We start from the raw sequence: 24,820 nt of genomic DNA, 5'->3' as shown, positions 1-24,820 counted from the left end.
TCCCCTCTGCTTCCCACCGATTGCCCCCCGGAGTTTCTAGATGAGAAAGTTGTTGTTCGCCTGTTTGATGCTGCTTGCCGCAGCGCCTGTCTGTCTGGCGGAGATTCGCACCAGTGCCGTGTTCGGCGACTCGATGGTTTTGCAGCGTGAGAAACCGATTCATGTTTGGGGCTGGTCCGCTCCGGACCGCAGCGTCCAGGTTTCGCTGGCCGGTCATGCCGTGACGGTCAAAAGTGGTTCGGACGGTCGCTTTGATGCCCAGCTGCCGGCCCTGGAAGCCGGCGGACCGCACACGATGAAGATTGAAAGCGACGGCGAGACGCTGTCGTTCGGCGACGTGTTGATCGGCGAAGTCTGGGTGTGCAGTGGGCAATCCAACATGCAGTGGGCCGTCGAGCAATCCAACGACGCCGACTTGGAAGCGTTGGCTGCCAAATTCCCCAACTTGCGGTTGATCACCGTGCCTCGCGTCGGGACGCAGGAACCGCAAAACAGCTTTGACGGCCAATGGCAAAGCTGTACCCCGGAAACGGTCAAGCAGTTTTCCGCGGTCGGCTACTTCTTCGGCCGCCAACTTCATCAAACCCTGGACATCCCCGTCGGTCTGATCGACAACGCCTGGGGCGGTTCGGCGGCCGAAGCGTGGGTCAACCGCGACGTGCTGAAGGAATCGGGAGAGTTTGACGAGTTGTTGGAACGCTGGCGCAAGACCGAGTCGACCTACGACCACGAAAAAGAGATCGCCAAGTACAATGATCGTTTGGCCGCGTGGAAAGAATCGGGCAAGGGCCGGCGCCCGGCGGCGCCGCGAAACCCGCTGGTCGGACAACATCGACCGGCCAACCTTTACAACGGCGTGCTCTACCCGATCATCGGATACACGATCCGCGGTGTCGTCTGGTACCAAGGCGAAAGCAACGCCGGCCGGGCGTATCAGTATCGAGACTTGTTCCCGACCATGATTCAAAACTGGCGAGATGAGTGGGGACAGGATGAGTTCCCGTTCTACTGGGTTCAGTTGGCCGATTATAGGTCAGAGGCGTCACAGCCGAGCGACAGCGATTGGGCCGAACTACGTGAAGCTCAAACGATGACGATGGACAAGTTGCCCAACACCGGCGAAGCGGTGATCTTGAACTTGGGCGAGGCGTCGGACATCCACCCCAAGAACAAACAGGACGTCGGCAAACGATTGGCTCGTTGGGCGCTGGCGAAAGATTACGGCTATGACATCCCCTACCGCAGCCCGACGTACAAGTCGATGAGTGCAAAGGATGGAAAGATCGTGCTGGAGTTTGATCACGTCGGGGGGGGCTTGGACACGTTCGACGTCCCCACGCCGCTCGGGTTCACAATCGCCGGGGCCGACAAGAAATTTGTCGCCGCGAACGCCAAGATCACCGGCAAGACGACGATCGAAGTCAGCAGCGATGCCGTCAGCGATCCCGTCGCGGTGCGCTATGCCTGGGCGGATAACCCGGTGTGCAACGTCCAGAGTAAGGAAGGACTGCCGATGACGCCGTTCCGTACCGACGATTGGAAAGGGGTCACCGCGGACGCGAAGTGACGGTGTTGCAAATGTACGACGGCCCTGCCGGGCCGTCGATGGTCTTTATGACGGATTTGGTCGTAGCGGAAGTCGCCAAGACTTTCGCGAACCGCCGGCCCTCTCTGGCGTTTGCTTGCTGCGCAAACGCCGTCTCTCCCACAGGGAGAGAATCTTGATTGGTTGCGTGACGCTGCAGTAATCGAATTCACGTTCAAAGTCGACCGGAGCGACGGCCCGGAAGGGCCATCGTGCAGCCGGGGAAGCGAGCGTCTTTCACCGGACGCGTCGCCTAAAGGCTAGACACCAACGTGCGCTACTCACCCACTGAGGTGGTGACTTCGAATCCGAGGTCTTTGATCATTTGATAGTCTTCATCGGGGGCTTGGCCTTGGGTGGTCAAGTAGTCGCCGACGAAGACGCTGTTGGCGACGTACAACCCCAGCGGTTGCAGCGTCCGCAGGTGGATTTCTCGTCCGCCGGAAATCCGTAGCTCGCGGCTCGGATTGACGAAACGGAACATGGCCAACGCCCGCAAGCAGTCTTGCGGGCTGAGGTCTTTCTTGCCCTCCAGTGGCGTGCCGTCGATCGAGTTCAAGAAGTTCAGCGGTATTGACTGGACCCCCAATTCCTTCAAGTCGAACGCCATCGAGATGATGTCGTCATAGGTTTCACCCATCCCGATGATCCCGCCGCTGCACATCTCCATGCCGGCGTCGCGGACGTGACGAAGGGTTTGGACGCGGTCAGCATAGGTGTGCGTCGTGCAGATTTCTGCGTAGTACTCTTCGCCGGTGTTCAGGTTGTGGTTCACGCGGTCGACGCCACACGCTTTCAAGCGATCGGCTTGCTCCTTGGACAGCAATCCCAGGCAGGCACAGATGTCCAAACCGTATTGCTTCTTGATTTCCGGCACGATCTCTTCGACCGCCTTCATCTCGCGCTCGTTCGGCCCCCGCGCGGAAATCACCAGGCAATAGGTTTTTGCGCCCCGCTCGGCCGCCAACTTGGCGGCGTCCATCAGCGCGTCGCGCTTCAGGATGTTGTATTTGGGGACCGGCGCCTCGGAGATCTTCGACTGGCTGCAATAGTGACAATCCTCGGGGCACAAACCGCTCTTGGCGTTCATCAGGAAATACAGCTGAACGGTTTTGCCGAAATGCTGCTGTCGCAACCGGAACCCGGCCGAGAGCAAGCGGAGCAGATCGTCGTCGGACGATTCCAGGATCTGTCTGGCTTCCTCCCGCGTCAATTCTCCGCCGTCCAGGATCCGATCGGCCCAGGCATCGAACGGGATGGGTGATGCGTTCAGAGCGGCACTTGTGTCGGGGGTGGTCAGGTCGGTCGCCATATCGGTTCTATTCGGTCGGAATCGGTTTGCTTCGAAACGTGCAATCGGTCACTATGTTCTTATGGAATCGGCTTGTCGGCAAGCCGGGACGACACAATCACGCTCATTGGTTTGGGATCGCTTTGATCCATTATTTTGTTCGAATCGGCGTTTTAGGGGAAATTCGGCTCGCTTCGGCACTCGCACCGGTCCCGCGTGGACGCCGCGTGGTGGTGCGATCGCCGCGGGGAATCGAGGTCGCCGAGGTGATTTCTCAGCGGCGAATGGCTGACGGGGCAGACGCCGTAGACCGCCCAGGTTACCGGATCGTGCGGCCGACGACGGATTCAGACGAACTGCTGGTGGCCCGGTTGGAGCGGTACAAGGGCGAGGCGATGGAGACGTGTCGGGAGCGTTTGAGCCGGTCGGGGTGTGACGCGCTGCTGTTGGATGTCGATCAGCTGCTCGACGGCGGCACGCTAAGGATGCATTTTCTGGGCGAAGTGACCGCCGACGCCCAGCGGATCGCCGATGAGATCGCGGGAGAATACGAGTCGATCGTCCGCACCAATCACCTGGCAGAGTTGCTGACCGAGGGCTGTGGCCCGGAGTGTGGCACCACGGGCGGTTGTGGAAGCAGCGGCGGCGGCGCATGTGCCGGTTGCAGCGGGTGTGGGGTGTGAACGCGCCCCGTCACGTCGGTGGGAATCGGGACAGTGATGGCAGAATGATCCGGGGCAGAATGATCCGGGGCAGAATGATATGGGGCTGAGTGATGAGGCCTGTTTTTCAGTAGGAGGGGGCGTCTTCACTTGATGCCTATGCCCCTCGCTGCGCTCGACCCTCCTATCCAGAGGTCGTGCGGTTTTTAAACTCTGAAATACCGGGCGATTACGACTTCACCCTCCCTGGCAGGGAGGGTCGCGGAGGAGTGAGCGACGACGCGGGGAGGGTTGATCCACGATTCGATGTGACCAAAGGACAAAAGCTTGTTCGGCAATTCACCGTTCGACCTCCCCTCGCTGCGCTCGACCCTCCTGCCAGGAGGGTTTCTTCCAAAAACCGCACGGCCTCTTCCAGGGAGGGTGAGTTCTTTACCAGAGATCTAGGGCGGGCTTTCCGGTCCTTGCGCAAAGCAAGCGAGCGTTCCGCTACAGGATTTCCAGCAGTTCGACTTCGAACACCAGCACTTCGTTGGGGCCGATCGCACCCGGGCTGCCACGATCGCCGTAGGCCAATTCCGGCGGGATGTACAGCATCCACTTGTCGCCGACCTTCATCTTTTGCAGTGCCATCTGCCAGCCCTTGATCACGCCGCCGACGACGAATTCGGCCGGTTCACCGCGTTTGACGCTGCTGTCGAAAACGTCACCGTTGATCAGGGTTCCGGTGTAGTGCACGCGGACCGTGTCGCTTTGACTGGGGGATCCTCCGTCACCCGACTCGATGACTTTGTACTGCAGGCCCCCGGCGAGTTCTTTGACGCCTTCTTTTTTCAAGTTGGCTTCCAGCCATTGTTGGCCCTTCGCTTTATTCGCTTTGGCTTTCTCCTGGATCGCGGCTGCCATTTCTTGATGACGTTGGTTCAGCAAGGCTTGCAGTTGCTGTTGGACGCCCAGCAATTCCTCGTTGGAAAGTTGCAGTTCGTTTTGGGCCAGGGCATCGGTCACGCCGGCGGCAAACGCCTGCGGGTCAAAGTCGTCGGCCTTCAGGCCTTGTTGCCGCATTTGCTGGCCCATGGAGATGCCCAGGAAGTAGCCGATCGGGTTTTCCTTGGCGAGGTTGCCACCGGAGGCATCGGCGGCGGTTTGGTCTTGTGCGTCGGTCATCAGCGTCATCATTGAGACGGCGGTGATCACCAGCAGGCAACGATACATTGGGAGTGTCCTATAAGTGGAAGCAATCGCCGTTCATCACGAGGGAAGAAACGGAAGCGGGCTCCAAGGTGAAGCCCTTTGAGGGGGAAATGATAACAAGATCCGTCGCAGACGTAACGGACCGGGGTGGGGATTTCCCGTTCCTCGGACCATCCGACTTCACCCTCCCTGGCAGGGAGGGTCGCGGAGGAGTGAGCGCTCGGAGCGGGGAGGGTTGATCCGCGATTCGATGTTACCAAAGGACAAAATCTTGTTCGGCAATTCACCGTTCGACCTCCCCTCGCTACGCTCGACCCTCCTGCCAGGAGGGTGATTTCCAAAAACCGCACGACCTCTGCCTGGGAGGCGGGTGATCCGCGTGTGGCAGTAATGACAGGCTGGAAGCCTATCCCGTGTTTCACCCGACCATCGCGGGGGAACTGGTCGCTCGGCCGCGGGCCAGGAAGTCGGGCCAGACCTCGTCGCGGAGTTTCTGCTCACCCAACAGCAGGGTTTCGTTGACGTTCAGATTGCCTTCGAGAATGTGGGCCGAATTCAGGGCATAAAAACCCGGCACGCTGGTCACGACCGGCGGCAAACGGGTGCTGTAGTCGATTGTCGACAGGGCGGCGACGTACCTTGCCCGTGCGACCTTGAATTCCAACACATCGTCCCGTGAGAAGTGGTCGTACATCTTTTCGAGTGTTTCCAAGCAACGTCGCTTGTAGTCTTCGTCCGGTTCGGCCAGATCGGGATGGTCGTCGGTCATGTACTTGGGCAGATAAACCAGATGATGACCGCCCAACTGTGATTGTGAATCGACGATCGTCGACATCTCGATCACGCCGGTCAGCGGGACCCAGGTGTCGGTGATGTTGGTGACGTAGTAGGGGCTGATCGGTTTCTTCAGCAGCATCGATCCGCAGACGACACCCAAGTACTTGATCGCCCGCAGCTTCGATTTTTCATCCTCGCGCAGCTGGTCGCATTGTTCGGCGATCAAGGGCGAGGCGATCGTGGAAACGACGTTGTCAAAGGTCTCCACGCGGCCGTTGCCGAAATCGACTTCCAACCGCCCGGCCGCCGAGTCATCGGTCTTGCGAACACTGTTGACGCCGTGGCCGCTCAGTAAGCGGACGCCGCGATCAGACAGTTGTTTGGTCCAGACGTCCAAGATCCTGGCATAGCCGCCGGGGACGTAGCCGAACATTTCTTTCTTGGCCCCACTTCGACGTGCCTTGTACATCCGCTGGGTGTGGGCCCAGATGAACGCGGCGGAGGTTTGGCGATAGGCGTCGCCCAGTTTCGCTTTGAGCAGCGGCAGCCAAACTTTTTCGAACGCTCCCTTGCCCGACCAACGCCGCAGCCAAGTCTCGACGGACTGTTGTTCCATCTTGCGGAAATCGCGAATCTTGGACGCCAGAAAGATCGTGCCGCCCAATCGAATGCGTTGCAGTATCGACAGCGGCGGGAAACGCAGAAATTCCAGCGTGTTGCTCATCGACATCAATTTGCCGCCGGCGTAGAACCCCGTCTTGGTTTCGACCCATTGCAGCTCACGCTCCAGGCCCAATGATTCCAATTGGCGACGCAGCACCGAATCGCTGAGCAGGGTGACGTGGTAGAAGCGATCCCAGGTGACGTCACCGAGTTTCCAGGCGCTGGTCAATCCGCCGAACTTGGGCGCCGCTTCGGCGATCGTCACCTGTTGACCTTTGGCGGCCAATTCGTCGGCGATCTTCAATCCCATGACCCCACCGCCGATGACCAGCCATCGCGGCTGGCTTTGTCCGGGCTCATTTTCCAACGGCACGATCTACTTGCCTCCCAATCGGTGACGCGAGAGCAGCTTTAGCGTCAACCAGATCGTCTTGAAGACTTGCATCTTGCTCGCCCCGCCTTTGCGGTCGTATCGCAAACGCAACGGGGCTTCGCCGAACAGCGCGCCTTGTTTTCGCAGTTTCAGCAGGATGTCGGCCATGCAGGAGAAACCCGTTTCGCCGACGAACGCATCACCGTGGTCGGCAAAGCCTTGGCGAATGACCGAAGCCCGATAGGCGCGGAAGCCGGAGGTGTAATCGCGGACGCCGCGGGTGGGAAACAGGAGGGTGAACAGCAATCGTGCCCCGACGGACAGGAAGTGTCGTTCGATCGGAACCCCGACCGCGCAGCCGCCCGATTCGAATCGGGACGCGATCACGACATCACATCCTTCATGAATCATCCGCACCATGCGGTCGATCAGCCCCGGCGGGTGCGTGTTGTCGGCATCCATGGTCACGATGATGTCGCGTTCGCCCGCGCGATCGACGGCTTCACGCAACGCGTCGCGGATGGTGATCCCCAGTCCCTGATTTTGCGCATGCTGCACCAGATGCAACGGCATTTGGAATGACAGTTGGGAAACGATTTGGGCCGTGTTATCGGTGCTGCCATCGTCGACCACCACGACTTCGTAGGGCAACCGGTTGTCGGCAAACGCCTCGCCGATCCGCTCCAGCAACTCCGGCAGGGCTTCCTGTTCGTTGTACGCCGGAAGAGCTAGGAAAACCTTGGCCGGCCGAAATCGCGGGCCGCGACCGTCGCTTGCGGGCGTTTCCAGCGGAGCGACCGCGGGGGAAGCCTGGGGGGGGACGTCGCCAAGAGGGGTGGGGTCCATGGGGAGAATGACTGTTTGAAAAGGCCTGCGTGGGGAAGTCATGGAGATGGGGCGCAGTTTAAGTACGTTCGGGGGGCGGGCAAGCGATTTACATTGATTTGGTCAGGTAAATCAGTCCGGCGGTTCGGGTTATCGGCGATCTGCGAATGAGCAGCAAACGTGGGCGAAGGATTCGCACCAAGGGTTTGTAGAGACGAAGCGTGATCGGGGCCAAGAATCCGCCGCAGCCCTAAGTCGCCTTCCTGGTGAGCAGCACGCAGGTCATCACCAACGCGACCATCAACGCCACTCCGCTCAGGCTGGTGATCACGTTGAATCCCAGTTCGCCCAGGTCCAGACGCGACAGAAAACTCCGGGTCGAAAGGTAGTTGAATGCCGGAAAGACCAGCAAAGCTCCCAGCACGCCGCGGATCGAGGGGGAAACTGACATCCAAAAGTCCGTGTTTGCCAACAGCAGACCCAGGATCGGGGCGACGACAATCAACGCATCGTAAGACTGGTGGTACAAGCTGGTCAGTGTGGCGACCACGATCAGACAACCGGTACCGCCGACGATACCATCGTCCAACTCGCTTCGTTGACGTTGATACAAAATCCACATCGGCCATGCCAGGATCAGCATCATGGCAGCCAATTGAACGGCCGACCCGGGATCGCTGCCGGTCCATTTACAAACGGTCGCCAGGGCATCCAACCGGGTCCAGGATTCGACCGGCGATTCGCCGGGGGTATTCATGTGAATTTCTTGCGCGGTCGCGATGTCGTCGACAAGCTTTTCAAATCCCGCCGCCATGTCGACCGAACCGCTCGCGCGGATCCCTTCGTGGTACGCCAGGTAGGTCATCGGCAGCCCCGCCCCGACCACACTGATTGCCGCTCCGATCAACAACGCTTTGAAGTTGCCGCGAGCCAGCATCAGGAAACCCAGCGGCAAAATGAACGTCGGCTTTGCCGAGACAATCGCCAGGGCCAGTGCCGCGACCAGCGGACGGTGTCGGGCGAAGTGGATTGCGGCGATCGTCGCCAGCGCCAATTCGATCGTGAAGTAGCCGTTGTACAGCGAGATGTGTCCGCTGCGCGAAAACACCATTGCGGCGGCAATCCCCGCGATCCATCCCACGCGTCTGTCGACTCGCGCGGCCGCCGCGGACAGCATCGCCAGCAGCACCACCAGCACCAGCGAAATCGAAAAGTACAGAACGTCCGCGACCGGCAGTGGCAAGAACGTCAGCGGTGCGTGCAAGACCAGAATGATTGGCGAAAAGAACGGGATCTGACGCGAGACCGGGTACTCGTCGGCGTATTGCTGGCCGTAAGGACTTTTGCCGGCCAATAGCGCGGTGGCGGGGAAATACAGCCCGTTATGAAAGTCGCACATCCCTTGGGTCGAGAGATCGCGTGACCCAGGCGTCTGATAGCGCGAGACGGTGCGGATCGCGGTCAGGGCGACGCCGAGACAAAACAGCAAACAGACGATGGCGGTGATCGCGAGGTGTTTGCCGCGGTCGGTCATCCCAACAACTCTCTTACCGCCGCGGTGATGTCGTCTTTTCTCATCAGCGATTCGCCGACCAGCACCGCTTTGACACCGCCGCCGGCCAACCGCTCCAAGTCCGCATGCTCACGGATGCCGCTTTCACCAACGATCAAGCGGTCCGGAGGAATCGACGGGCAAAGATCCAAGGTGTGCTGAAGTGTGGTTTTGAAAGTCCGCAGGTCACGGTTGTTGACCCCGACCAGTTTGGTACCGGTGGCCAAGACGGCATCCAGGTTCTCGGGGGCGAACAGTTCGATCAAGGTCTGCATCCCCAGTTCGATCGCGAAATCGTGCAGCTGTTTCAGTTCTGCCGGCGGCAAGCATTCGGCGATCAGCAACACGCAGTCCGCGCCGGCATGACGTGCCTGCAGGATCTGGTAACGATCGACGATAAAGTCCTTGCGCAAGATCGGGATGTCGACCGCGGCGCGGACGTCGCGCAAGTAGTCCAGTGATCCTTGAAAGAACGGTTGGTCGGTCAGCACGCTGATGCAGGCGGCGCCGCCATCGACGTAGCACTTGGCGATGTTTACCGGATCAAAGTCCTCGCGGATCAGGCCCGCCGAGGGGCTGGCCCGTTTGACTTCGGCGATCAAGTTGACGCGCTGGCCGGCGGCAAGTGCGGCGTGAAAGTCGCGGCAGGGCGGCAGGGCGGCAAGCTCGGCTTCCAATTCGGACGCGGGGACGACTGCCTTATCGCGCGCGATCGTTTCGCGAGTTTTGACCAGGATGTCGTCAAGGATTGTCATTGCGTAGAAACCAGTGTGTCAGCCCAGTCGTCGTTGGTGCGCAGGATTAAGTACGATGGCCCTTCCGGGCCGTCGTCCGCGGACTCCCCACGACGACCTCGAAGGGACGTCGTACACCAACAGGTTACTCCGTGCGTTAGCGGCGCGGCCCCGCGATTGCGATTAATGTTTAAAGTGCCGACGCCCGGTCAACACCATCGGCAGATCATGTTGGTCGCAGGCTTCGATCACTTCGCTGTCACGTCGCGAGCCGCCGGGTTGAATGATCGCGACGATTCCCGCTTCGGCGGCCGCTTCGATCGAATCGGGGAAGGGGAAGAACGCGTCGGAAGCCAGGATGGCTCCCTTGGCGCGATCGCCCGCTTTTTCGATCGAGATTTCGACACTGTCGACACGGCTCATCTGCCCCGCTCCCACGCCGACCAGCGAGGTGTCTTGGGCCAACACGATGGCGTTGCTTTTGACGTGCCGGACCATTTCCCAGCCGAACACCAGGTCGTCCCAAAGGTCCTCGTCGACTTTGGTTTGCGTCGGGGTTTCCCACTGCACGCGGGGGCTGGTCAATCGGTCGGCATCCTGCACCAACATCCCGCCGCTGATGAACCGGCGTTGGATCGCCGGCGGCGGATCGTCCAGGATGCCGACTTGCATCAGCCGCACGTTCTCGCGCCAACGCGGACGCGTGGTCAGCAATCCGACCGCGCCGGCTTCGAAATCCGGTGCGACGATGGCTTCGATGAACAGTCCCGGTTCGCACAGCAATTCGGCCGTCGCCATGTCGACGGTCTTGTTGAATCCCAACACCGATCCGAACGCACTGAGCGGATCGCCGGCGAGCGCCTTGCGACAGGCGTTGGCCAGCTTGGCGTCGCTGGCGGCACCGCAGGGGTTGTTGTGCTTGATCACCGAAACCGCGGGATTGGACAGGCCGCGGACGATTTCTAACGCCGAATCCAAATCCAGCAGATTGTTGTACGAGAGTTCTTTGCCGCTGATCTGTCGCGCCGAAACCAAGTTGGCACTGCGGACGGTCGGATCGCAATACAGTGCCGCGCGCTGGTGCGGGTTTTCCCCGTAACGCAATTGGGTCTTGCGGCGCAACGCCAAGTGCATCGACGAGGGGAATTCGCCGGCGATGCTGTCACCCCGCATGTAGTCGGCGATCGCGCGATCGTAGGCCGCGGTGTGGTCGAACGCGTCGGCGGCCAATTGCTTTCTCAATTCCAGCGTCGTGCCGCCGCCGTCAAGCTGTTCCAACAGTTCGCCGTACTGCTCGGGGCTGGTCGCGACCGCGACGTCCTGGTGATTTTTGGCCGCCGCACGGACCAGGCTGGGGCCCCCGATGTCGATTTGCTCGACACATTCGTCGAAGGTGACGCCGGGCCGGGACGCGGTGGCGGCGAAGGGGTACAGGTTGACGACGACCAAATCGAAGGGAACGATGTCGTGGTCGTCGATCGCGTCCATGTGGTCGTCGCGATCGCGGATCGCCAGGATCCCGCCAAAGATTTTGGGGTGTAGCGTTTTGACGCGACCATCCAGCATCTCGGGAAAACCGGTGTACTCGGCGACATCCCGCACCTCGATGCCCGATTGTTCCAGGTGACGCCGCGTGCCACCGGTGCTGTAGATCGTGACACCGTCGCGCTGCAATCCCGCTGCCAGATCGGCCAGGCCCAGCTTGTCGCTGACACTAATGAGCGCGTTTCGAACCGGGGTGACATTTGACACGGGGGGCAGACCTAATGGGGGAGGTGCGACGGGTGAACATGCGGTTTTGACGCGAACCTCAAAACCGTTGATGGCAAATTAAATTCGCGGGCGCAGCGAAGGTCAACCGGACGCCGAATGCTTTGTCCCTGCTGGATTTCAGGATTACCAAACGAAAAAGGGATATGTCTCCGTAAAGCGAAGCACCCGGTGGGGCGTTTGTTTTTTGCGACTTGCTCCGAATCGCACGGGCTTTAAGTCAAAAGAGACAGCAGCGCTTCTGCCCGTGCCATTCGTGCCGGCCCGCTTTTCGCGCCGGCCTTCGAGTGGACCGCAGTTTGTCCTATAACACGTCGTTCTAGCCCCTGTTTCCCTGAATCGCCCCAATTAATCCCCATCCGATCGATGTTAGCTGCCCGAGTAATCCCCTGTCTGGACGTGCACGGCGGACGCGTCGTCAAAGGAACGAATTTTGTCAATCTGCGGGATGCGGGCGATCCGGTCCAGGTCGCCAGCCGTTACGAAGCCGAAGGGGCCGACGAGCTGGTTTTTTTGGACATCACGGCCAGCCACGAAGAACGCGACATCATCCTGGATGTGGTTCGCCGCACCGCCGACTGCGTTTTCATGCCGCTGACCGTCGGTGGCGGCGTGCGGACGATCGAAGATGTCCGAGACCTGCTGAACGCGGGCTGCGACAAGGTGTCCATCAACTCCGCCGCCTGTAGGGACCCCGAATTTGTTCGCAAGGCGGCCGATCGCTTCGGCAGCCAATGCATCGTCGTCAACATCGATCCCAAGCGGGTGATCAAGGACGGCCAGGAGTTTTGGGAGGTCCACATCAACGGCGGCCGGAAACCGACGGGTCTGGAAGCCGTCGCGTGGGCGAAAACCGTTCAGGACCTGGGCGCCGGCGAGATCGTGTTGACCAGCATGGACGCCGATGGAACCTGCGACGGATACGATCTGCCCGTCACCGCCGCGGTCAGCCAGGCCGTGTCGATCCCCGTGGTCGCCAGCGGCGGGGCCGGAAATCCGTCCCATTTGGCCGAAGCCATTTTACAAGGCAAGGCCAGCGCGGCGCTGGCGGCAAGCATCTTTCACTTCGGCCAATACACGATCGCCGAAACCAAGCAAGTCATGCGCGACGCCGGCATCCCCGTGCGGCTGTAGGCAAAAGGTGGCGGACACCCCCATCAAATCAGCACGGGTTTGTCGAGGACGCGTCGGACGGGCACGAATTGGCCGGCGTGCATCATCGGGTGCGTGGCGATCAGAATGAAAACGCCGCCGACGTTGGGGCAGATCTGACGCAGATGCTCGGGGGCTTGTTTGGCCAAGTCCTCGTCGGTTTGGGCATCCAGGGCTTTGAAGGCCGCTTCCTTCAGTTCGGCAAAGTAACCCAGGTACTCGTCTCTGCTGGCGAAGTCCGCCGGATCGTCGCTCGCGGTGTTTTCTTTGGAATGTTTTTCGACAAAGCCTTCCGGCAGCGCGACCGCAAACCCCGGTGCGATCGAATGGAGCAGTCCACACTCGGCGGTGATCAGGTGTCCGAGCTGCCAGGCGACGTGGTTACAGCCTTTGGCCGGCCGCGTCAAAAGCTCTTCGTCGCTCAAATCACTGACGTAGGACGATAGGACCATTCGGCTAAAATCGTACGTCTGGCGAATCGCGTCTTTTCCGTGCATGGTTGAATCTTGATGGATGGAGATGATGAAAGTCGTTCGCAGTGACAAGGATGTCTTTATAGCGGTTGGGGCCGCCGCCGGTGTGCCGACTTTGGATGTCAAACGGCGGATCATCGTTTGAGATCAATTGACGCGGCACTAATTGCCGACGAAACGATCAAACAAGGACCGCGCCCGGGCCACGTCATCGGTCCCGTCGACGACGACCCGTCCGTCACGAAACAACGTCAACTGGGTCGTGTCGTCGATCTGCAATCGGGTGAAGAAACGTGTCGACTGGACGGTGCCGATCGATTCCCAACGCCGCGCCATTTCGGTCAGATCGATTCGCAAGTTGTCGGTTTGCGGATTCAGTTGCACGGCGTCGCGGCCGCACAACGCGCCTTCGCTGCTTTGAAACGCATCGCCGCGCAAGAATTCGAACTCGCGGCCGACGCAGGCGATACAGTTGGGGGCGATGGCGGGATCGAGTTCGACTTGGCGGATGCGATTGTTCCACAAGTCGATCGACAGCACGGAGCTTGAAACGGCGTCGCGGTTGCCCGAGATCCACTTGATCGCCTCGGCCGATTGCAAACTGGCGATCAGGTGGGTCGCCGGTCCGATGACTCCGGCGGTGTCGCAGGTGTCGACCGCGCCGGCCGGCGGCAGCTGGGGAACCAAGCATCGAAAACACGGACGCTCGTTTCCATCGAACAACCGCACCTGTCCGGCCGCGCCGACGCATCCGCCGTGCACCCAAGCGGTGCCGGTGGCAAGCGCCCAATCATTCAACAGGAATCGAATCCCGAAGTTGTCGGTGGCATCGACCACCAGTTGCGCGCCGTCCAAGACGGACTGGATGTTTCCCGCATTGACATCGGCGACGATCGGCGTGAGTTGGACCTGGTCGTTGATCTGTCGCAGTCGATGGCAGGCGGCTTCGGCTTTGCTGGCTCCCTGGCGGGCGTCGTCGCTATCGAACAGTGATTGGCGTTGCAGATTCGTCCACTCGACAACATCACGGTCAACGATTCGAATTTGACCGACGCCGGCTCGACACAGGAGTTCCGCGGCGACCGTTCCCAGCGCGCCGCAACCCAGGACGGCCACGTCGGCTTGTTCAATCCGCTGTTGCCCCTCGGCGCCGATCGGGGCGAACTGGCGTTGGCGTGCGTAGCGGTCAGGCGAAGGTGGAATCACGAAGAAAGTTGCGTAGCGAGGGCGAACGTCAAGATGCAAAGGAAAGAGGTTCTGTCATGGCCAATGTAAACCATCTCGCCGCGCGTGCCGAGTTGCTTCGCCAGACCCGTCGCTTTTTTGATCAGCATGGTTTCTTGGAAACTCAGCCGCCTTGTCTGTCGCGCGACTGTGTGGTCGACGCGTACCTGGATCCGTTGACACTCGATTCGAGTGCGCTTGGTATTTCGGATCCGCGGCTGCCCGAACGGTTTTATTTACAAACGTCTCCTGAGTCGGCGATGAAGCGGATGTTGGCCAGCGGTGCACCGTCGATCTACAGCGTCGGTCCGGTGTTTCGTGGCGGTGAAGCCGGACAATGGCACAACATCGAATTCACGATGTTGGAATGGTACGAGGTCGGGGGGGACATCGAATCGGCGATGCGATTGACCGGTCAGTTCGTCGCGTCGATTCTGCAAGCCGACGGCTACGATTCGCTCCCGTACCGCGACGCCTTTGGGCGACAACTTGGTATCGATCCGATCGAGGTTGGCGTTGACGATCTGCGTGACCTGGTTGGCGGGATCGATGCGTCGATGGCCGCGACGGTCGGTGATGATCGCGATCAATTGTTGGACTGTCTATTGTCCGCGCGGATCGCGCCGACGCTGGGGTTGGAGCGTCCGGTCCTGTTGACCGATTACCCTCTTTCGCAAGCGGCACTGGCTAAACCGTCGGCGAAGGACCGCCACTGTGCCGCCCGGTTCGAACTGTATGTTCGCGGGATCGAAGTGGCCAACGGCTATGATGAATTGCTGGATGCCCGGACGTTGCTGGAGCGTTATGAGGTAAACAACCGAAAGCGGATCGCATCGGGGCGCGAACCACTGGAGGTCGAGACGACGTTGGTCGCCGCAATGCGTGCGGGTTTGCCGCCATGTAGCGGTGTGGCGCTGGGGATCGATCGGTTGTTGATGTTGAAGGTCGGTGCCGAAAAAATCGAACAGGTGATGGCGTTTCCGATTTTTGATGCATGACCAGTTTGGGCAATCGCGCCTACCCGTCTGTGGCGGGCCATCCAGAGTGCCAAGATCGACCAAAACGGCCTTGAAACGCTACGCCGCGTGGAAATGGTGGTTACAATAGTGGCAGCCTCAAAAACCAAAGGATCACACCGATGTCTGACGCGCTTGCGCCAAGTAACCAGCGGGCCGCTGGGAAATCATCAGGAGAAGGCTTAGCCAGCAAACCGGTCGGTCGATTGACCGTCAATGCGGCTTTTCTGAGGGAGATTAAAGACGACAACCGTCAATTAAAATCGCTCTGGGATCGCCTGATTCCGATGTTTTCGCATCCGGAAACTGTCAAGAACCATTGGCCGGAACTGATCGCCTCGCTGGCGGAGTTGAGAGACCAGTTGGCGATCCACTTTTCGCTGGAAGAGGCTTACGGTTACTTTGACGATGCCGTCGATATCGCGCCACATTTGAGTTTGAACGCCGAAACGCTGCGCTCACAACACTCCACGCTCTATTCACAGATCCGTGACTTGGCCGATGGGATTCTAGAATTGAACAGCGAGGCGTCCGAACACGTCACCAAGCTGATGCGTCGTTTCAAAGCGTTCAAAAAGAGTTTTGAAAACCACGAAGAGTCCGAGTTGAAATTGATTCTGGAAAGTTTCGACGACGATCTGGGCGTCGGCGATTGATCATTTTCCTACCTCCAAAATCTTCCTACCCTACTCCCCACTCACATCGTCCTGGTGCGTCGGTGGGGATGAGGGCACGGATGGCAGAACGATACGGGGCAGAATGATGGGATGCCCGTCGGTTGGGGACAGGGTGTATCAAGACCTTCCCACCGGTCAGGCGATGCCCTGGCCGCAAACCCGATTGCGGCCCTTGCGTTTGGCCTGATAAAGCTGCTGGTCGGCCCTTCGGATCAGTTCCATGCCGGTCTCGCCGTGCTGGTGGTCCAAAACCGCAAACCCGAAGCTGGCGGTGATCTCGAGCGGTCCGGCAGCAGTCTGGAAAGGTTGATCACAGACCGCATGGCGGCAGCGCTCGGCGACCTCGGCTGCTTCATCGGCCGCGGTGGCCGAGAGCAGCAAACAGAATTCTTCGCCGCCATAGCGGGCCAACAAATCGTCTTCGCGACACCCGGCCGAGACACGTTTTCCGAATTCGCGTAACACCTCGTCGCCGACCAAGTGTCCATAGTTATCGTTGACGCTTTTGAAATGATCGATGTCCAGCATCACGACGGTCAGCGGTTGCTGTTGGCGGACCGCGGCGGCGATCGAGCGATTGAGGGTTTCCAGCAGGTAGCGTTTGTTCATCGTCCCGGTCAACGCATCGCGCGTCAGCGCCGAGTAGACCGTTTCGTGGTACTGCGATTCGACGCTACCGGCGGAAAGGAATTTGAACAGAAAACTGCCCAAGCGAATCGTGTCCCCGGAATTCAGGCATGCCCGTTTCACTTGGTGACCACCGACAAACGTGCCGTTGGTGCTGTCGAGATCTTCGAGTTCAAAACCGGACTCGGTGCGCCGGATGACGGCGTGTTGTCGCGAGACACTGGTGTCTCGAAGCAACAGATCCGAACCCGACTCGCGGCCGATCAACAATTCGTCTTTTTCAATCAACAACATCCCGTCGACGACATCGGGCGGGTAGATCTGGACCAAACAGGATTGGTCGTTGCGATGGCTGAGCGACGGATCGGGCGAACGTTGCAACGTGGCTTCGGGTTCCAGATGCACCGGTGTGTCGATGGGACCGTCATGGACCGAACCGTTGGCGGAATCCTTTGCCGAGCCGAGCAGGCCGTCGGGATTGGTGTCACCCTTTAATGGGTCGGGGGTGGTTGCAGCAGGCATCGTGTCAGTTCATCAAGGTCGTTGGGGACGCTTTGGAGTCTGTCAATCGGGCTCACAAAGATGGGTCACACTTCGCCATCCGCCTGATCCGATTGTGTCGCCCGTGGCGGCTTGGTCGGCGAAACCGGGGCCACAAACCGATCGTTCCGCTGATCCGGATTGTATCAATCAATACCGCCATTCGGAACCGAAGTAGCCGCTGATGCCAGGCCGAAAGACTCCCAATCCGCTGCGATAATCGATGTGTTCTTGATAGAACTTGTCGGTCAGGTTTTCCACGCCGCCGGTCAGCAACACCGGGCCCATCCAGCGGTATCCGCGGATGTCATAGGTGGTGAAGCCCGGTGTCGGTTCTTCGTCCAGCGATTCGGCGACACGATCTTGATTGTCGACCACACGGGCAGAAAACTCGATCCCCCAGCGCTGGCCGGGACAGGGATCATGCAGCAAGAATCCGATGCGGGCTTCGAGCGGATGGATGCCCGGCAACGGTTCGTGATCGACACCCTCCAGATCGCTGCGGTCGGGCAAGTAAGAGAGTCGCGCCGGGGCGTTGCGAGACAGGTCGCGGCCTTCGGTGTAGCTGGTGATCCCGAACACGGTCAACCAGTTTCGCGCGGCATGCTGGGCGTAGAACTCTGCCCCGGCGATCGACGCCAAGTCGGTGTTGACGAAGTAGGCGCCTTGTTGGAAACCGTCGACGGTTCCCGCCGGATCGATCAGGTCATAGGTGATGTAGTCGTGAATCCAACTGTAGTAGGTTTGAACGCCCAACTGAGTCGTCGAATCTTCGTACTGTAAACCTGCGTCGACTTGCAGGATTTTTTCGCTCTCCAATTCCGGGTCACCCTGCAGAAACGTCAGCCCCCGTTGCAACGATCCGATGAACGAGGATTCGACGTACATCTCGGTCAAGGTCGGGTTGCGGTGTGCCGTGCCGATTCCGGTGTTCAGCGACCATCCCGGCGAGAAGCGATAGTTGGACGTCAGGTATGCCGAACCGAGCAAGAAGTCTTGGTCCAGGTTCGCGTCCTTGAGCAACGAGAGCGGGACCGGGACCCCGTCGACGATGTCATCGGAATCGGCGAACACGCCATCGATGCGGGCACCGGCGGTCATCGTCCAACAGGCGTTGATCTGTTCGACGTCTTCGACATAGACGCCGACGTCAATGGAATGACTGCGGGGGATGGGAAAGTTGTTGTCCGACGGCGGTGCCACCGGTTCGATGTCGTTGAGTTGTTGATTCAAAATAATCAAATCGGTGCCGACGGCGACTTCACCGTTTCCGGTCAGGTAGGTGCTTTCCAGCCGGTAGCCGCCCGACAATCCGTCACCGTCGGTCACCGCATAGCCGTCAAAGCCGCTGGTTGATTCCAGACTAAATCGCAACTCGGGAATCTGGCGGTTTTTTCCGGGCCGCAACGTGTCGCCTTCGAAACGCGTGCGGTTGTACCAGACCTCGGCTCGAAACCGGTCGGCAAACCCCGGCGCGGTGTGGGTGTACGTCACTTCGTAACCGTCGGTGACCAGAAAGTTCAAGTCATACACCAGGCCGGGAAATTCCACGTCGGTCTGATCCAATCGCAAAACATTGAATTCCAGCGATTGCGTCGGGGACAGGTCCACGCCAAAGGCGACGAAGATGTCACGCGACTTGTAGCTGGACGGCATGAAGAAATCCGATTCGCCGGTTTCATAGTCATTGCCGGTTGCATGTCCGTAGCTGACAAAGAAACCGTAGCGGTCGCTGCCGCCGTTGAACGACTGGCGGCCATACCATTGCTGGCCGTTGCTGTTGTACGTCGCGCTGGTGCTGCCGTGGGTTTGGAACCCGCCTTGATAGCGAGGGGCTTTGACAAAGTCCAAATCGACGAAGCGAAATCCAGGCCCGTACTTTGCCGCATACGGGCCTTTGATCAAGATCAGGTTGTCGATCAGCCGCGAATCGATCTTGCTCATCATCGTGTCCAAGTCCATTCGCGCCGGTGCCCAGTACGACCCCGATGCCAGAACCTGGCCGACGCGTTGTCCGCGAACCCGCGTGTCGCTGACGATCGGCGTGCGGTGCTGGATCGCGACCCCGTGGGCGGCTTTGGATCGTTCGACCAAGTGCCCGATATCGCTGGTCCGGCGTCCGGTGGCTTCGGCCGAAAACACCGCGTCGGCGGCCGGGCTGTGGGCTCGATTGCGCCGCGCCGGTGGCAGGTCATCGACTTGATTGACATCGCCGAACAGCTTTGCCAGACGCTCGTCCGGTTTCAGCGACGGTTGAGGGTTTTGCGACGCGTCTTTGGGGCGGGCGGATTGAAACGCAAGGTCGGATGAAGGATCCGGCAGGGGCTGTTGCGCACCGACCAGTGCCGCCAAAGCGCAACACATGGCCCAACAGGCAGCGATTCTCGTCGTGGTGTCCAAGCCCATGGGTGTCCTTTCCCGTTACAGATTGTGAGGTCCCTCGCGAATCGGAATGATGGCGCTGTGATGTCTTGGCGAGGGACGTAAGCGGGGAATCGTCTTGATCCAGCCGAGCGGAACGGTGCGGAACACGGATTTGACGGAAAACACTAACGGCAATTCGCTGGTGTGCAGGCTTTAGCCGCCCCGTCGCTGCTCCGCAGCGGGAAAAATCGCCTAAAGGCTAGACACCAACGTTGATGCCCGTGCGATTCGGGTCGGATCCCCCCTAAGCCCCAGCAAGGTGATGCACTGCTAGCCGGCACGCAACGAGCGAAGTTTCGCACGTTGGGATTCGGTCAATTCCTCGGCGTTGATCTCGTTGAGTAGATTCTGGATCGTTGCCTGATCGACCGCCTCGGGATCAAGGGATCGTCGATCGACAAGCGTTGTCGCCCAATTCAGTCGGTCGGCATTGTTTAGCAGTTGCTGGTCTCGCAAGATTTCGTACGCCAGCGTGGCATGCTGTAGATGTTCTAACTGTTCGGCGGTCGAGTCGCCGTCTGCGTCGCTGGCGTTGGTCGAGGCGCGGATGGTTTCAGCCATCGCGGTGTGCGTCTGTGCCAAACGCCGCAGAATGTCGGGGGTTGCCGATTCACTGAGCAGTTGTTGGTAGGTGGCGATCGAACGGGCGAACAATCGCTTTGCTTCTTGACGTTGCTGTTCGTTGCCGTCGGACCACAAACGGCCCAAATTATTTTCTGCCGTTGCCAGGTTCACCCGAAAGAACTCGTCGGCATCGGCCAGCAACCAGGTTCGTTCCAGGTCCTCGATCGAACTGGCGTAGTCGCTGGCCGCTTCGTCTTTGCGGCCGAGCTTCACCGCCACTTCGGCGCGACGGAGTTTGGCGTGGGCGAGTGATTGCATCCAATCGGTTCGCTGGCCGAGCGATTCCAAGCGATGGCCGAGGAAATCGATTAGGCGGGTCCAGGCTTGGAACGACGCGGGGTAGTCACCGATTCGGCTGTGGTGCTCGGCATGTTCGGTCGCGATCGTTTCGTACCGTTGGATGTCGCTGGGGTTGCCACGATGATCGGCCAGCCAACGCGCCCATTCGGCGGCGTTGTCGTAGCGTTCGGGCGAGAACACGCGTCGTTGTGCGGCGGACTCGGTTCGCTGGATCACCATTTCCAATCGGACCCGCGCAGAGATTGCTCGGGCGATAAAGATCGATGGTTTAAAGTCGGGGGCTGCGGGCGGTTCCCAGGGCAACCAATGTTGAAGTTCTTCACGGGATGCGATCGCGTCGGCCAACGGAGGCGACGTTTCGGTCGCCAGTGCGCGGCCGATGGTGGTGTTGATTCGTTCCAGATGAACCAGTTCATCCAGTTCCGGTTGATGCAAATGCCAGTCATCGCCAAGCCGGGGGACACCGTGCCGGTGCCCGGGACCGGATCGGTACAGCGAAACATGGGTGACCAGATCGACGGCGTGTCCCAGTTTGTCCAGGATGGAATCCGCAACGGCAAAGTGTTTTTGGGATTCGTCGCGTTGTCCGCGCATCCGATACAGATCACCCAGACGCAGATGGCATTTCACGCGTTCCAGCCAGACCAGAGTGTTGGTTTTGAACGTATCCTCGTCGACGTCGTCGCTGAGGTGATCGACGATCGGATCGATCGGTTGTTCGATCAAGCGTTGGTACTGGTTCAGTGCCTGGCCGATCAATTCGTTTCGTAGCGGCGTCATCGCCGGATGGAATTGCAAGGAACCGCTCAGGTCGACCAACCAGGTGTCGGCGGTGTCGCGTGCATCGACCAGCCGTTCGAGCGACTCATGGTGTGCCTGGCGGGCTTCGATTCTCGCTTGCCGTTCGGCCTGATGGGCCGAACGGATCACCAGGGCACTGATCACCGAGACGACCATCAGCAAGACCACCGCGACGGCGACCGTTGACGCGATTCCGCGATGTCGGCTGCACCAACGAACCGTCCGTTCGACCAGCGTTTCGTCGTGAACCGACACGCGGAGGCCCGTCATGAAACGCTGCACGTCGTCGGCCAAGGTCTCGACGTCCCGGTAGCGTCGCTCGGCACTGGGGGCCATTGCGGTGTGGACGATTTCTTCCAGTGGTTTGGGCACACAAGGTTGCATCTGACGCAGCGGCGTGCATTGGCCTCGGCTCGCTCGCCGCAGCACCGTTTTGATGTCCATGCCCTTGTGCGGATGGCTGCCCGCGATGATTTCATACAAGATCACGCCGAGCGAATAGATATCGCTGTGGCTGCCCATCGATGCCAGCTCGCCCCGAGCTTGTTCGGGGGCCATGTAGGTCGGTGTTCCGATCACACTGCCTTCGGATTCCATCGGCCCGGAAGAACGATAGCTGCCCGATCGGTCGTCCTGGTGTCCGGCACCGTGGACCGTGGTTTCGTCGGTCGCATCGTCGACATAGCGGGCCAACCCCCAATCGACGACGATCGTTTCACCAAACGCGCCGGCCATCACGTTGGTCGGTTTTAGATCGCGGTGAATGATGCCGCGGCGATGCGCATAGGCCATCGCATTGCAAACATCGATGAATCGCAGCAGCAGCGGTGTGATCGCTTCGAGCAACTCGTGCCTGGCCCAGCGCCGGTCGGGTTGCTTGGCATGTGCGGCGCGGATGTGATGACGCAACGTGTCGCCTTCGAGCAACTTCATCACGTAATAGGTTTCACCCGTTTCGTCGGCAACCAGTTCGTGGACCGGGACGACGCCGGGGTGCTGAAGTCCGCTGGTGATCCGCGCTTCGTGCAGAAACTGCTCGCGCTGGGCCGGTTGGATCTTACCGGGGTTGCTGATGCGTTTGACGGCGACTTCGCGTTGCAATTGACGGTCCAGGGCGCGCTGGACGATGCCCCAGCCCCCGCGCCCCAGTTCGCCCAGCTCGACGTACCGATCGGAATGGCGCGAATGCGGTGAATCCGCGGTGGTGGCATCGCCGGTGGATTTACCTGTCGCGGCGCGTTTGGACGACGTCGACCCGAGCGTGCATTCGGCGTCCGGCAGGTCTGCCTCGCGGTCGCGGTGGGACGGCGGCGGGCCCGCCGGATCCGCGTCTCCGGTTCCAGCGACGTGCGCCGGCTTGCCGGCTCCCCAGACGGTTGCCATCGAGTCCTCGGCGGCGGGGGCAGGCGATTGATCGGCGGGGTGAGGCGGTGCGGCGTGACCAGTTCGGGGCTGATTTGATTCGTCGGGCAAGAAGCGGCCGTTGATCGTTTCCATGTCGGTTCTAGACGGTTCCATGTCGGTTCTGGGCAGTGGATCGAGCCGCGCGAATCGATCGTCGGGATTGTGAGGGACGCTTGGGGGATCGTGGTTGCATCCTCCGGACGCATACGTAAACGTAGGCCGCCGCGAGCGGTCCGAACGCCGTTTCTGGTAATCCCCCAACGTCCACTCAAGTTTTTCCCGGGATCCGCAATGTCCGATGCACCCTGTCACGTCCGACCGGCCCGTCCAGACGACGTGCCGGAAATCTTTGCGATGCTTCGCGATTTGGCCGTCTTTGAAAAGTTAGAGCACCAATTGACCGCCGACGAAGACGACATGCACCAGGCCCTGTTCGTCGGCGGCCACGCCGAAGCCTTGGTGGCGGAGGTCGCCGCAGATGCCCCATCTAAACCGCAGTTGGTTGCTTACGCGATCTACTTCGAAAATTTTTCGACGTTCCTGTGCAAGCCGGGCATCTATCTGGAAGATATTTACGTCCGACCGGCTTTTCGAAAGCGGGGCATCGGAAAGGTCTTGTTGCAAACGCTGGCCGGGATTGCGGTGGAACGGAAGTGTGGTCGGATGGAATGGGCGGTGTTGGATTGGAACCAAAACGCCATCGACGTCTATCAAGCCATCGGCGGGGACGTGTTGCCGGACTGGCGAATCACCCGCTTGGGGACCGACGCGATCGAGAAGTTGGCCGGTGGATGCCAGGGTGACGGGTGAAGCGTGAAGTGGCGTTGTCACTCGAGCCCCAAGCGTGTGAACCGGGACGAAGACGAGATCGCAGAATCAGCGAAAGCCTTGGCGGCTTCCGCTACTGTTGGCTCTCTCCCACGATCACTCACATAACCATTGGGCGGCTTCGGGGGCGAAGTAGGTGAGGATTCCGTCGGCGCCGGCGCGTTTGAAACCGAGCAGACTCTCCATCGCGACGTCGCGTCGGTTGAGCCAGCCGAGCTGTCCGGCGGCGGATAACATCGCGTATTCGCCGCTGACTTGATAAACGAACGTCGGTACGCCGAAGGTTTGTTTGACGTTGCTGAGAATGTCCAGGTACGGCATGCCGGGTTTGACCATCACCGAATCGGCGCCTTCGGCCAAGTCGAGCGCCACTTCGTGCAACGCTTCGTCGGCTTGCTCGGGAGATTGCTGGTACGTCTTCTTGCTCGCCCCGGCCAAATTGCCTTTGGAACCGACGGCTTCTCGAAACGGTCCATAAAACGCGCTGGCGTACTTGGCCGCGTAGGACATGATTTGCACGTTGATGTGGCCGGCGGATTCCAGCGCGTCGCGGATCGCGCCGACACGGCCGTCCATCATGTCGCTCGGCGCGATGATGTCGCATCCGGCATCCGCCTGGACCACGGCCTGCCTGGCCAGGATGTCGACGGTTTCGTCATTGACGACGTCGCCGTCCCGCACAATTCCGTCATGCCCGTGGCTGCTGTAGGGATCCAGGGCGACGTCGCAAATGATTCCCAATGAGTCACCGACGGCGGATTTGATTTGACGCACCGTGCGGCAGACCAAGTTGTCCGGGTTGGTCGCCTCGGCCGCATCGGGGGTTTTCAATTCCGCCGGCGTGGCCGGAAACACGGCGATCGCCGGGATCCCCAGGTCGCGGGCGCGTTTGGCGGCATCGACGATTTCATCGGTTCCCAAACGATCAACGCCCGGCAACGACTCGATCGGCTGCAAACCGCTGCCCGGATGGACAAAGATGGGCCAGATCAGATCGCTCGGGGTGAGCGAGGATTCGGCGACCAAGCGGCGGGACCATTCGTAGCGGCGTTGCCGCCGCGGGCGTGTTCGCGGAAAGGATCCGCGTGAAAAATCATACATCCTGCGAAAACTCGATTGTTTGGCCCTCTCCTCGCCGCGCCCATCCACATCAAGTCAAGAATTCACCCTCCCTGGAAAGGAGGGTCGAGCGTAGCAAGGGGAGGGGCGTTTGGTGGTGTTAGAGTGCTTCCGAGCCACAACGAACCCTCCCCGCTCCGAGCGTATACTCCTCCGCGAGCCTCCCAGGGGGAGGGTGAAGATCA

At 60.0% G+C, this 24,820-nt stretch carries 19 protein-coding genes; 6 read left to right on the top strand and 13 right to left on the bottom strand.

All coding sequences use genetic code 11. From position 1 onward, the window contains the following. Window positions 1-40: 40 nt before the first annotated feature. Window positions 41-1,567, top strand: a complete 1,527-nt coding sequence (locus H1B37_RS06865; protein ID WP_182865896.1) for a sialate O-acetylesterase — start codon at window positions 41-43, stop codon at window positions 1,565-1,567. Window positions 1,568-1,862: 295 nt separating this feature from the next. Here H1B37_RS06865 and bioB read toward each other — a convergent pair whose 3' ends face one another. Further along, window positions 1,863-2,897: a biotin synthase BioB gene (gene bioB, locus H1B37_RS06860; RefSeq protein ID WP_182865895.1), complete on the bottom strand. Its 1,035-nt coding sequence runs from the start codon at window positions 2,895-2,897 to the stop codon at window positions 1,863-1,865. A 122-nt stretch (window positions 2,898-3,019) separates the two neighbouring features. On the opposite strand from bioB, the gene H1B37_RS06855 reads away from it, so the two are divergent. Then, window positions 3,020-3,559 (top strand): hypothetical protein, encoded by a 540-nt coding sequence (locus H1B37_RS06855; protein ID WP_182865894.1) that lies wholly within the window; start codon window positions 3,020-3,022, stop codon window positions 3,557-3,559. Between the two features lie 468 nt (window positions 3,560-4,027). Here H1B37_RS06855 and bamJ read toward each other — a convergent pair whose 3' ends face one another. From bamJ to purH, 6 genes are all read right to left on the bottom strand, one after another. Then, window positions 4,028-4,753: a BamJ family beta-barrel-assembly machinery protein gene (gene bamJ, locus H1B37_RS06850; RefSeq protein WP_286177493.1), complete on the bottom strand. Its 726-nt coding sequence runs from the start codon at window positions 4,751-4,753 to the stop codon at window positions 4,028-4,030. A 397-nt stretch (window positions 4,754-5,150) separates the two neighbouring features. Continuing rightward, on the bottom strand, window positions 5,151-6,545 hold the full coding sequence (locus tag H1B37_RS06845; protein ID WP_353620793.1) for an NAD(P)/FAD-dependent oxidoreductase: 1,395 nt from the start codon (window positions 6,543-6,545) through the stop codon (window positions 5,151-5,153). Window positions 6,546-6,548: 3 nt separating this feature from the next. After that, window positions 6,549-7,391 (bottom strand): glycosyltransferase, encoded by an 843-nt coding sequence (locus tag H1B37_RS06840; protein WP_182865893.1) that lies wholly within the window; start codon window positions 7,389-7,391, stop codon window positions 6,549-6,551. 229 nt (window positions 7,392-7,620) lie between these two features. Beyond that, entirely contained in the window at window positions 7,621-8,904 is a 1,284-nt protein-coding gene (locus tag H1B37_RS06835; RefSeq protein WP_182865892.1) for a glycosyltransferase family 87 protein, read from the bottom strand. Further along, window positions 8,901-9,677, bottom strand: coding sequence for an indole-3-glycerol phosphate synthase TrpC (gene trpC / locus H1B37_RS06830; RefSeq protein ID WP_182865891.1), 777 nt, complete (start codon window positions 9,675-9,677; stop codon window positions 8,901-8,903). Before trpC ends, H1B37_RS06835 begins: the two co-directional genes overlap by 4 nt. A gap of 162 nt (window positions 9,678-9,839) precedes the next feature. Beyond that, a complete protein-coding gene (gene purH / locus H1B37_RS06825; protein WP_182865890.1) occupies window positions 9,840-11,408 on the bottom strand; it encodes a bifunctional phosphoribosylaminoimidazolecarboxamide formyltransferase/IMP cyclohydrolase in 1,569 nt (522 codons plus the stop codon). A 384-nt stretch (window positions 11,409-11,792) separates the two neighbouring features. On the opposite strand from purH, the gene hisF reads away from it, so the two are divergent. Then, on the top strand, window positions 11,793-12,560 hold the full coding sequence (gene hisF / locus H1B37_RS06820) for an imidazole glycerol phosphate synthase subunit HisF (RefSeq protein WP_182865889.1): 768 nt from the start codon (window positions 11,793-11,795) through the stop codon (window positions 12,558-12,560). Window positions 12,561-12,583: 23 nt separating this feature from the next. On the opposite strand, the gene H1B37_RS06815 is transcribed toward hisF, so the two are convergent. Both H1B37_RS06815 and H1B37_RS06810 read right to left on the bottom strand, forming a co-directional pair. Continuing rightward, window positions 12,584-13,075, bottom strand: coding sequence for a DinB family protein (locus H1B37_RS06815; protein WP_182865888.1), 492 nt, complete (start codon window positions 13,073-13,075; stop codon window positions 12,584-12,586). A 138-nt stretch (window positions 13,076-13,213) separates the two neighbouring features. Then, window positions 13,214-14,257, bottom strand: a complete 1,044-nt coding sequence (locus H1B37_RS06810) for a ThiF family adenylyltransferase (protein WP_182865887.1) — start codon at window positions 14,255-14,257, stop codon at window positions 13,214-13,216. A gap of 56 nt (window positions 14,258-14,313) precedes the next feature. Between H1B37_RS06810 and epmA the strand changes: the two genes are divergently transcribed. Beyond that, window positions 14,314-15,273 (top strand): EF-P lysine aminoacylase EpmA, encoded by a 960-nt coding sequence (gene epmA, locus H1B37_RS06805; RefSeq protein WP_182865886.1) that lies wholly within the window; start codon window positions 14,314-14,316, stop codon window positions 15,271-15,273. A 140-nt stretch (window positions 15,274-15,413) separates the two neighbouring features. Continuing rightward, window positions 15,414-15,947 (top strand): hemerythrin domain-containing protein, encoded by a 534-nt coding sequence (locus H1B37_RS06800; protein WP_286177492.1) that lies wholly within the window; start codon window positions 15,414-15,416, stop codon window positions 15,945-15,947. Between the two features lie 156 nt (window positions 15,948-16,103). On the opposite strand, the gene H1B37_RS06795 is transcribed toward H1B37_RS06800, so the two are convergent. From H1B37_RS06795 to H1B37_RS06785, 3 genes are all read right to left on the bottom strand, one after another. Continuing rightward, window positions 16,104-17,117 carry a GGDEF domain-containing protein gene (locus tag H1B37_RS06795; protein WP_182865885.1) on the bottom strand — a complete coding sequence of 338 codons (1,014 nt, stop codon included), beginning with the start codon at window positions 17,115-17,117 and terminating at the stop codon, window positions 16,104-16,106. Between the two features lie 168 nt (window positions 17,118-17,285). Continuing rightward, window positions 17,286-19,499: a TonB-dependent receptor gene (locus H1B37_RS06790; RefSeq protein ID WP_182865884.1), complete on the bottom strand. Its 2,214-nt coding sequence runs from the start codon at window positions 19,497-19,499 to the stop codon at window positions 17,286-17,288. A 330-nt stretch (window positions 19,500-19,829) separates the two neighbouring features. Then, entirely contained in the window at window positions 19,830-22,802 is a 2,973-nt protein-coding gene (locus H1B37_RS06785) for a serine/threonine-protein kinase (RefSeq protein WP_182865883.1), read from the bottom strand. 177 nt (window positions 22,803-22,979) lie between these two features. Here H1B37_RS06785 and H1B37_RS06780 point away from each other — a divergent pair, with 177 nt between their 5' ends. Beyond that, complete coding sequence (locus H1B37_RS06780; protein WP_182865882.1) at window positions 22,980-23,498, top strand: GNAT family N-acetyltransferase; 519 nt, start codon at window positions 22,980-22,982, stop codon at window positions 23,496-23,498. A gap of 114 nt (window positions 23,499-23,612) precedes the next feature. Here the strand turns inward: H1B37_RS06780 and hemB are convergent, their stop codons facing one another. Further along, window positions 23,613-24,617, bottom strand: coding sequence for a porphobilinogen synthase (hemB, locus tag H1B37_RS06775; RefSeq protein WP_182865881.1), 1,005 nt, complete (start codon window positions 24,615-24,617; stop codon window positions 23,613-23,615). Window positions 24,618-24,820 lie beyond the last annotated feature (203 nt).

The sequence above is a fragment of the Stieleria mannarensis genome, assembly GCF_014154935.1.
Lineage (GTDB): Bacteria > Planctomycetota > Planctomycetia > Pirellulales > Pirellulaceae > Stieleria > Stieleria mannarensis.
The sequence above is the reverse complement of the archived record's forward strand: the minus strand, read 5'-3'. Positions and strand labels throughout refer to the sequence as shown.

Excerpts from the sequence above, each read along its gene's own strand:
- H1B37_RS06865 (WP_182865896.1), top strand. The coding sequence starts at position 41 with ATGAGAAAGTTGTTGTTCGCCTGTTTGATGCTGCTTGCCGCAGCGCCT.
- bioB (WP_182865895.1), bottom strand. The coding sequence starts at position 2,897 with ATGGCGACCGACCTGACCACCCCCGACACAAGTGCCGCTCTGAACGCA.
- bamJ (WP_286177493.1), bottom strand. The coding sequence starts at position 4,753 with ATGTATCGTTGCCTGCTGGTGATCACCGCCGTCTCAATGATGACGCTG.
- H1B37_RS06840 (WP_182865893.1), bottom strand. The coding sequence starts at position 7,391 with ATGGACCCCACCCCTCTTGGCGACGTCCCCCCCCAGGCTTCCCCCGCG.
- H1B37_RS06835 (WP_182865892.1), bottom strand. The coding sequence starts at position 8,904 with ATGACCGACCGCGGCAAACACCTCGCGATCACCGCCATCGTCTGTTTG.
- trpC (WP_182865891.1), bottom strand. The coding sequence starts at position 9,677 with ATGACAATCCTTGACGACATCCTGGTCAAAACTCGCGAAACGATCGCG.
- hisF (WP_182865889.1), top strand. The coding sequence starts at position 11,793 with ATGTTAGCTGCCCGAGTAATCCCCTGTCTGGACGTGCACGGCGGACGC.
- H1B37_RS06815 (WP_182865888.1), bottom strand. The coding sequence starts at position 13,075 with ATGCACGGAAAAGACGCGATTCGCCAGACGTACGATTTTAGCCGAATG.
- epmA (WP_182865886.1), top strand. The coding sequence starts at position 14,314 with ATGGCCAATGTAAACCATCTCGCCGCGCGTGCCGAGTTGCTTCGCCAG.
- H1B37_RS06800 (WP_286177492.1), top strand. The coding sequence starts at position 15,414 with ATGTCTGACGCGCTTGCGCCAAGTAACCAGCGGGCCGCTGGGAAATCA.
- H1B37_RS06795 (WP_182865885.1), bottom strand. The coding sequence starts at position 17,117 with ATGCCTGCTGCAACCACCCCCGACCCATTAAAGGGTGACACCAATCCC.
- H1B37_RS06790 (WP_182865884.1), bottom strand. The coding sequence starts at position 19,499 with ATGTGTTGCGCTTTGGCGGCACTGGTCGGTGCGCAACAGCCCCTGCCG.
- H1B37_RS06785 (WP_182865883.1), bottom strand. The coding sequence starts at position 22,802 with ATGGAACCGTCTAGAACCGACATGGAAACGATCAACGGCCGCTTCTTG.
- H1B37_RS06780 (WP_182865882.1), top strand. The coding sequence starts at position 22,980 with ATGTCCGATGCACCCTGTCACGTCCGACCGGCCCGTCCAGACGACGTG.
- hemB (WP_182865881.1), bottom strand. The coding sequence starts at position 24,617 with ATGTATGATTTTTCACGCGGATCCTTTCCGCGAACACGCCCGCGGCGG.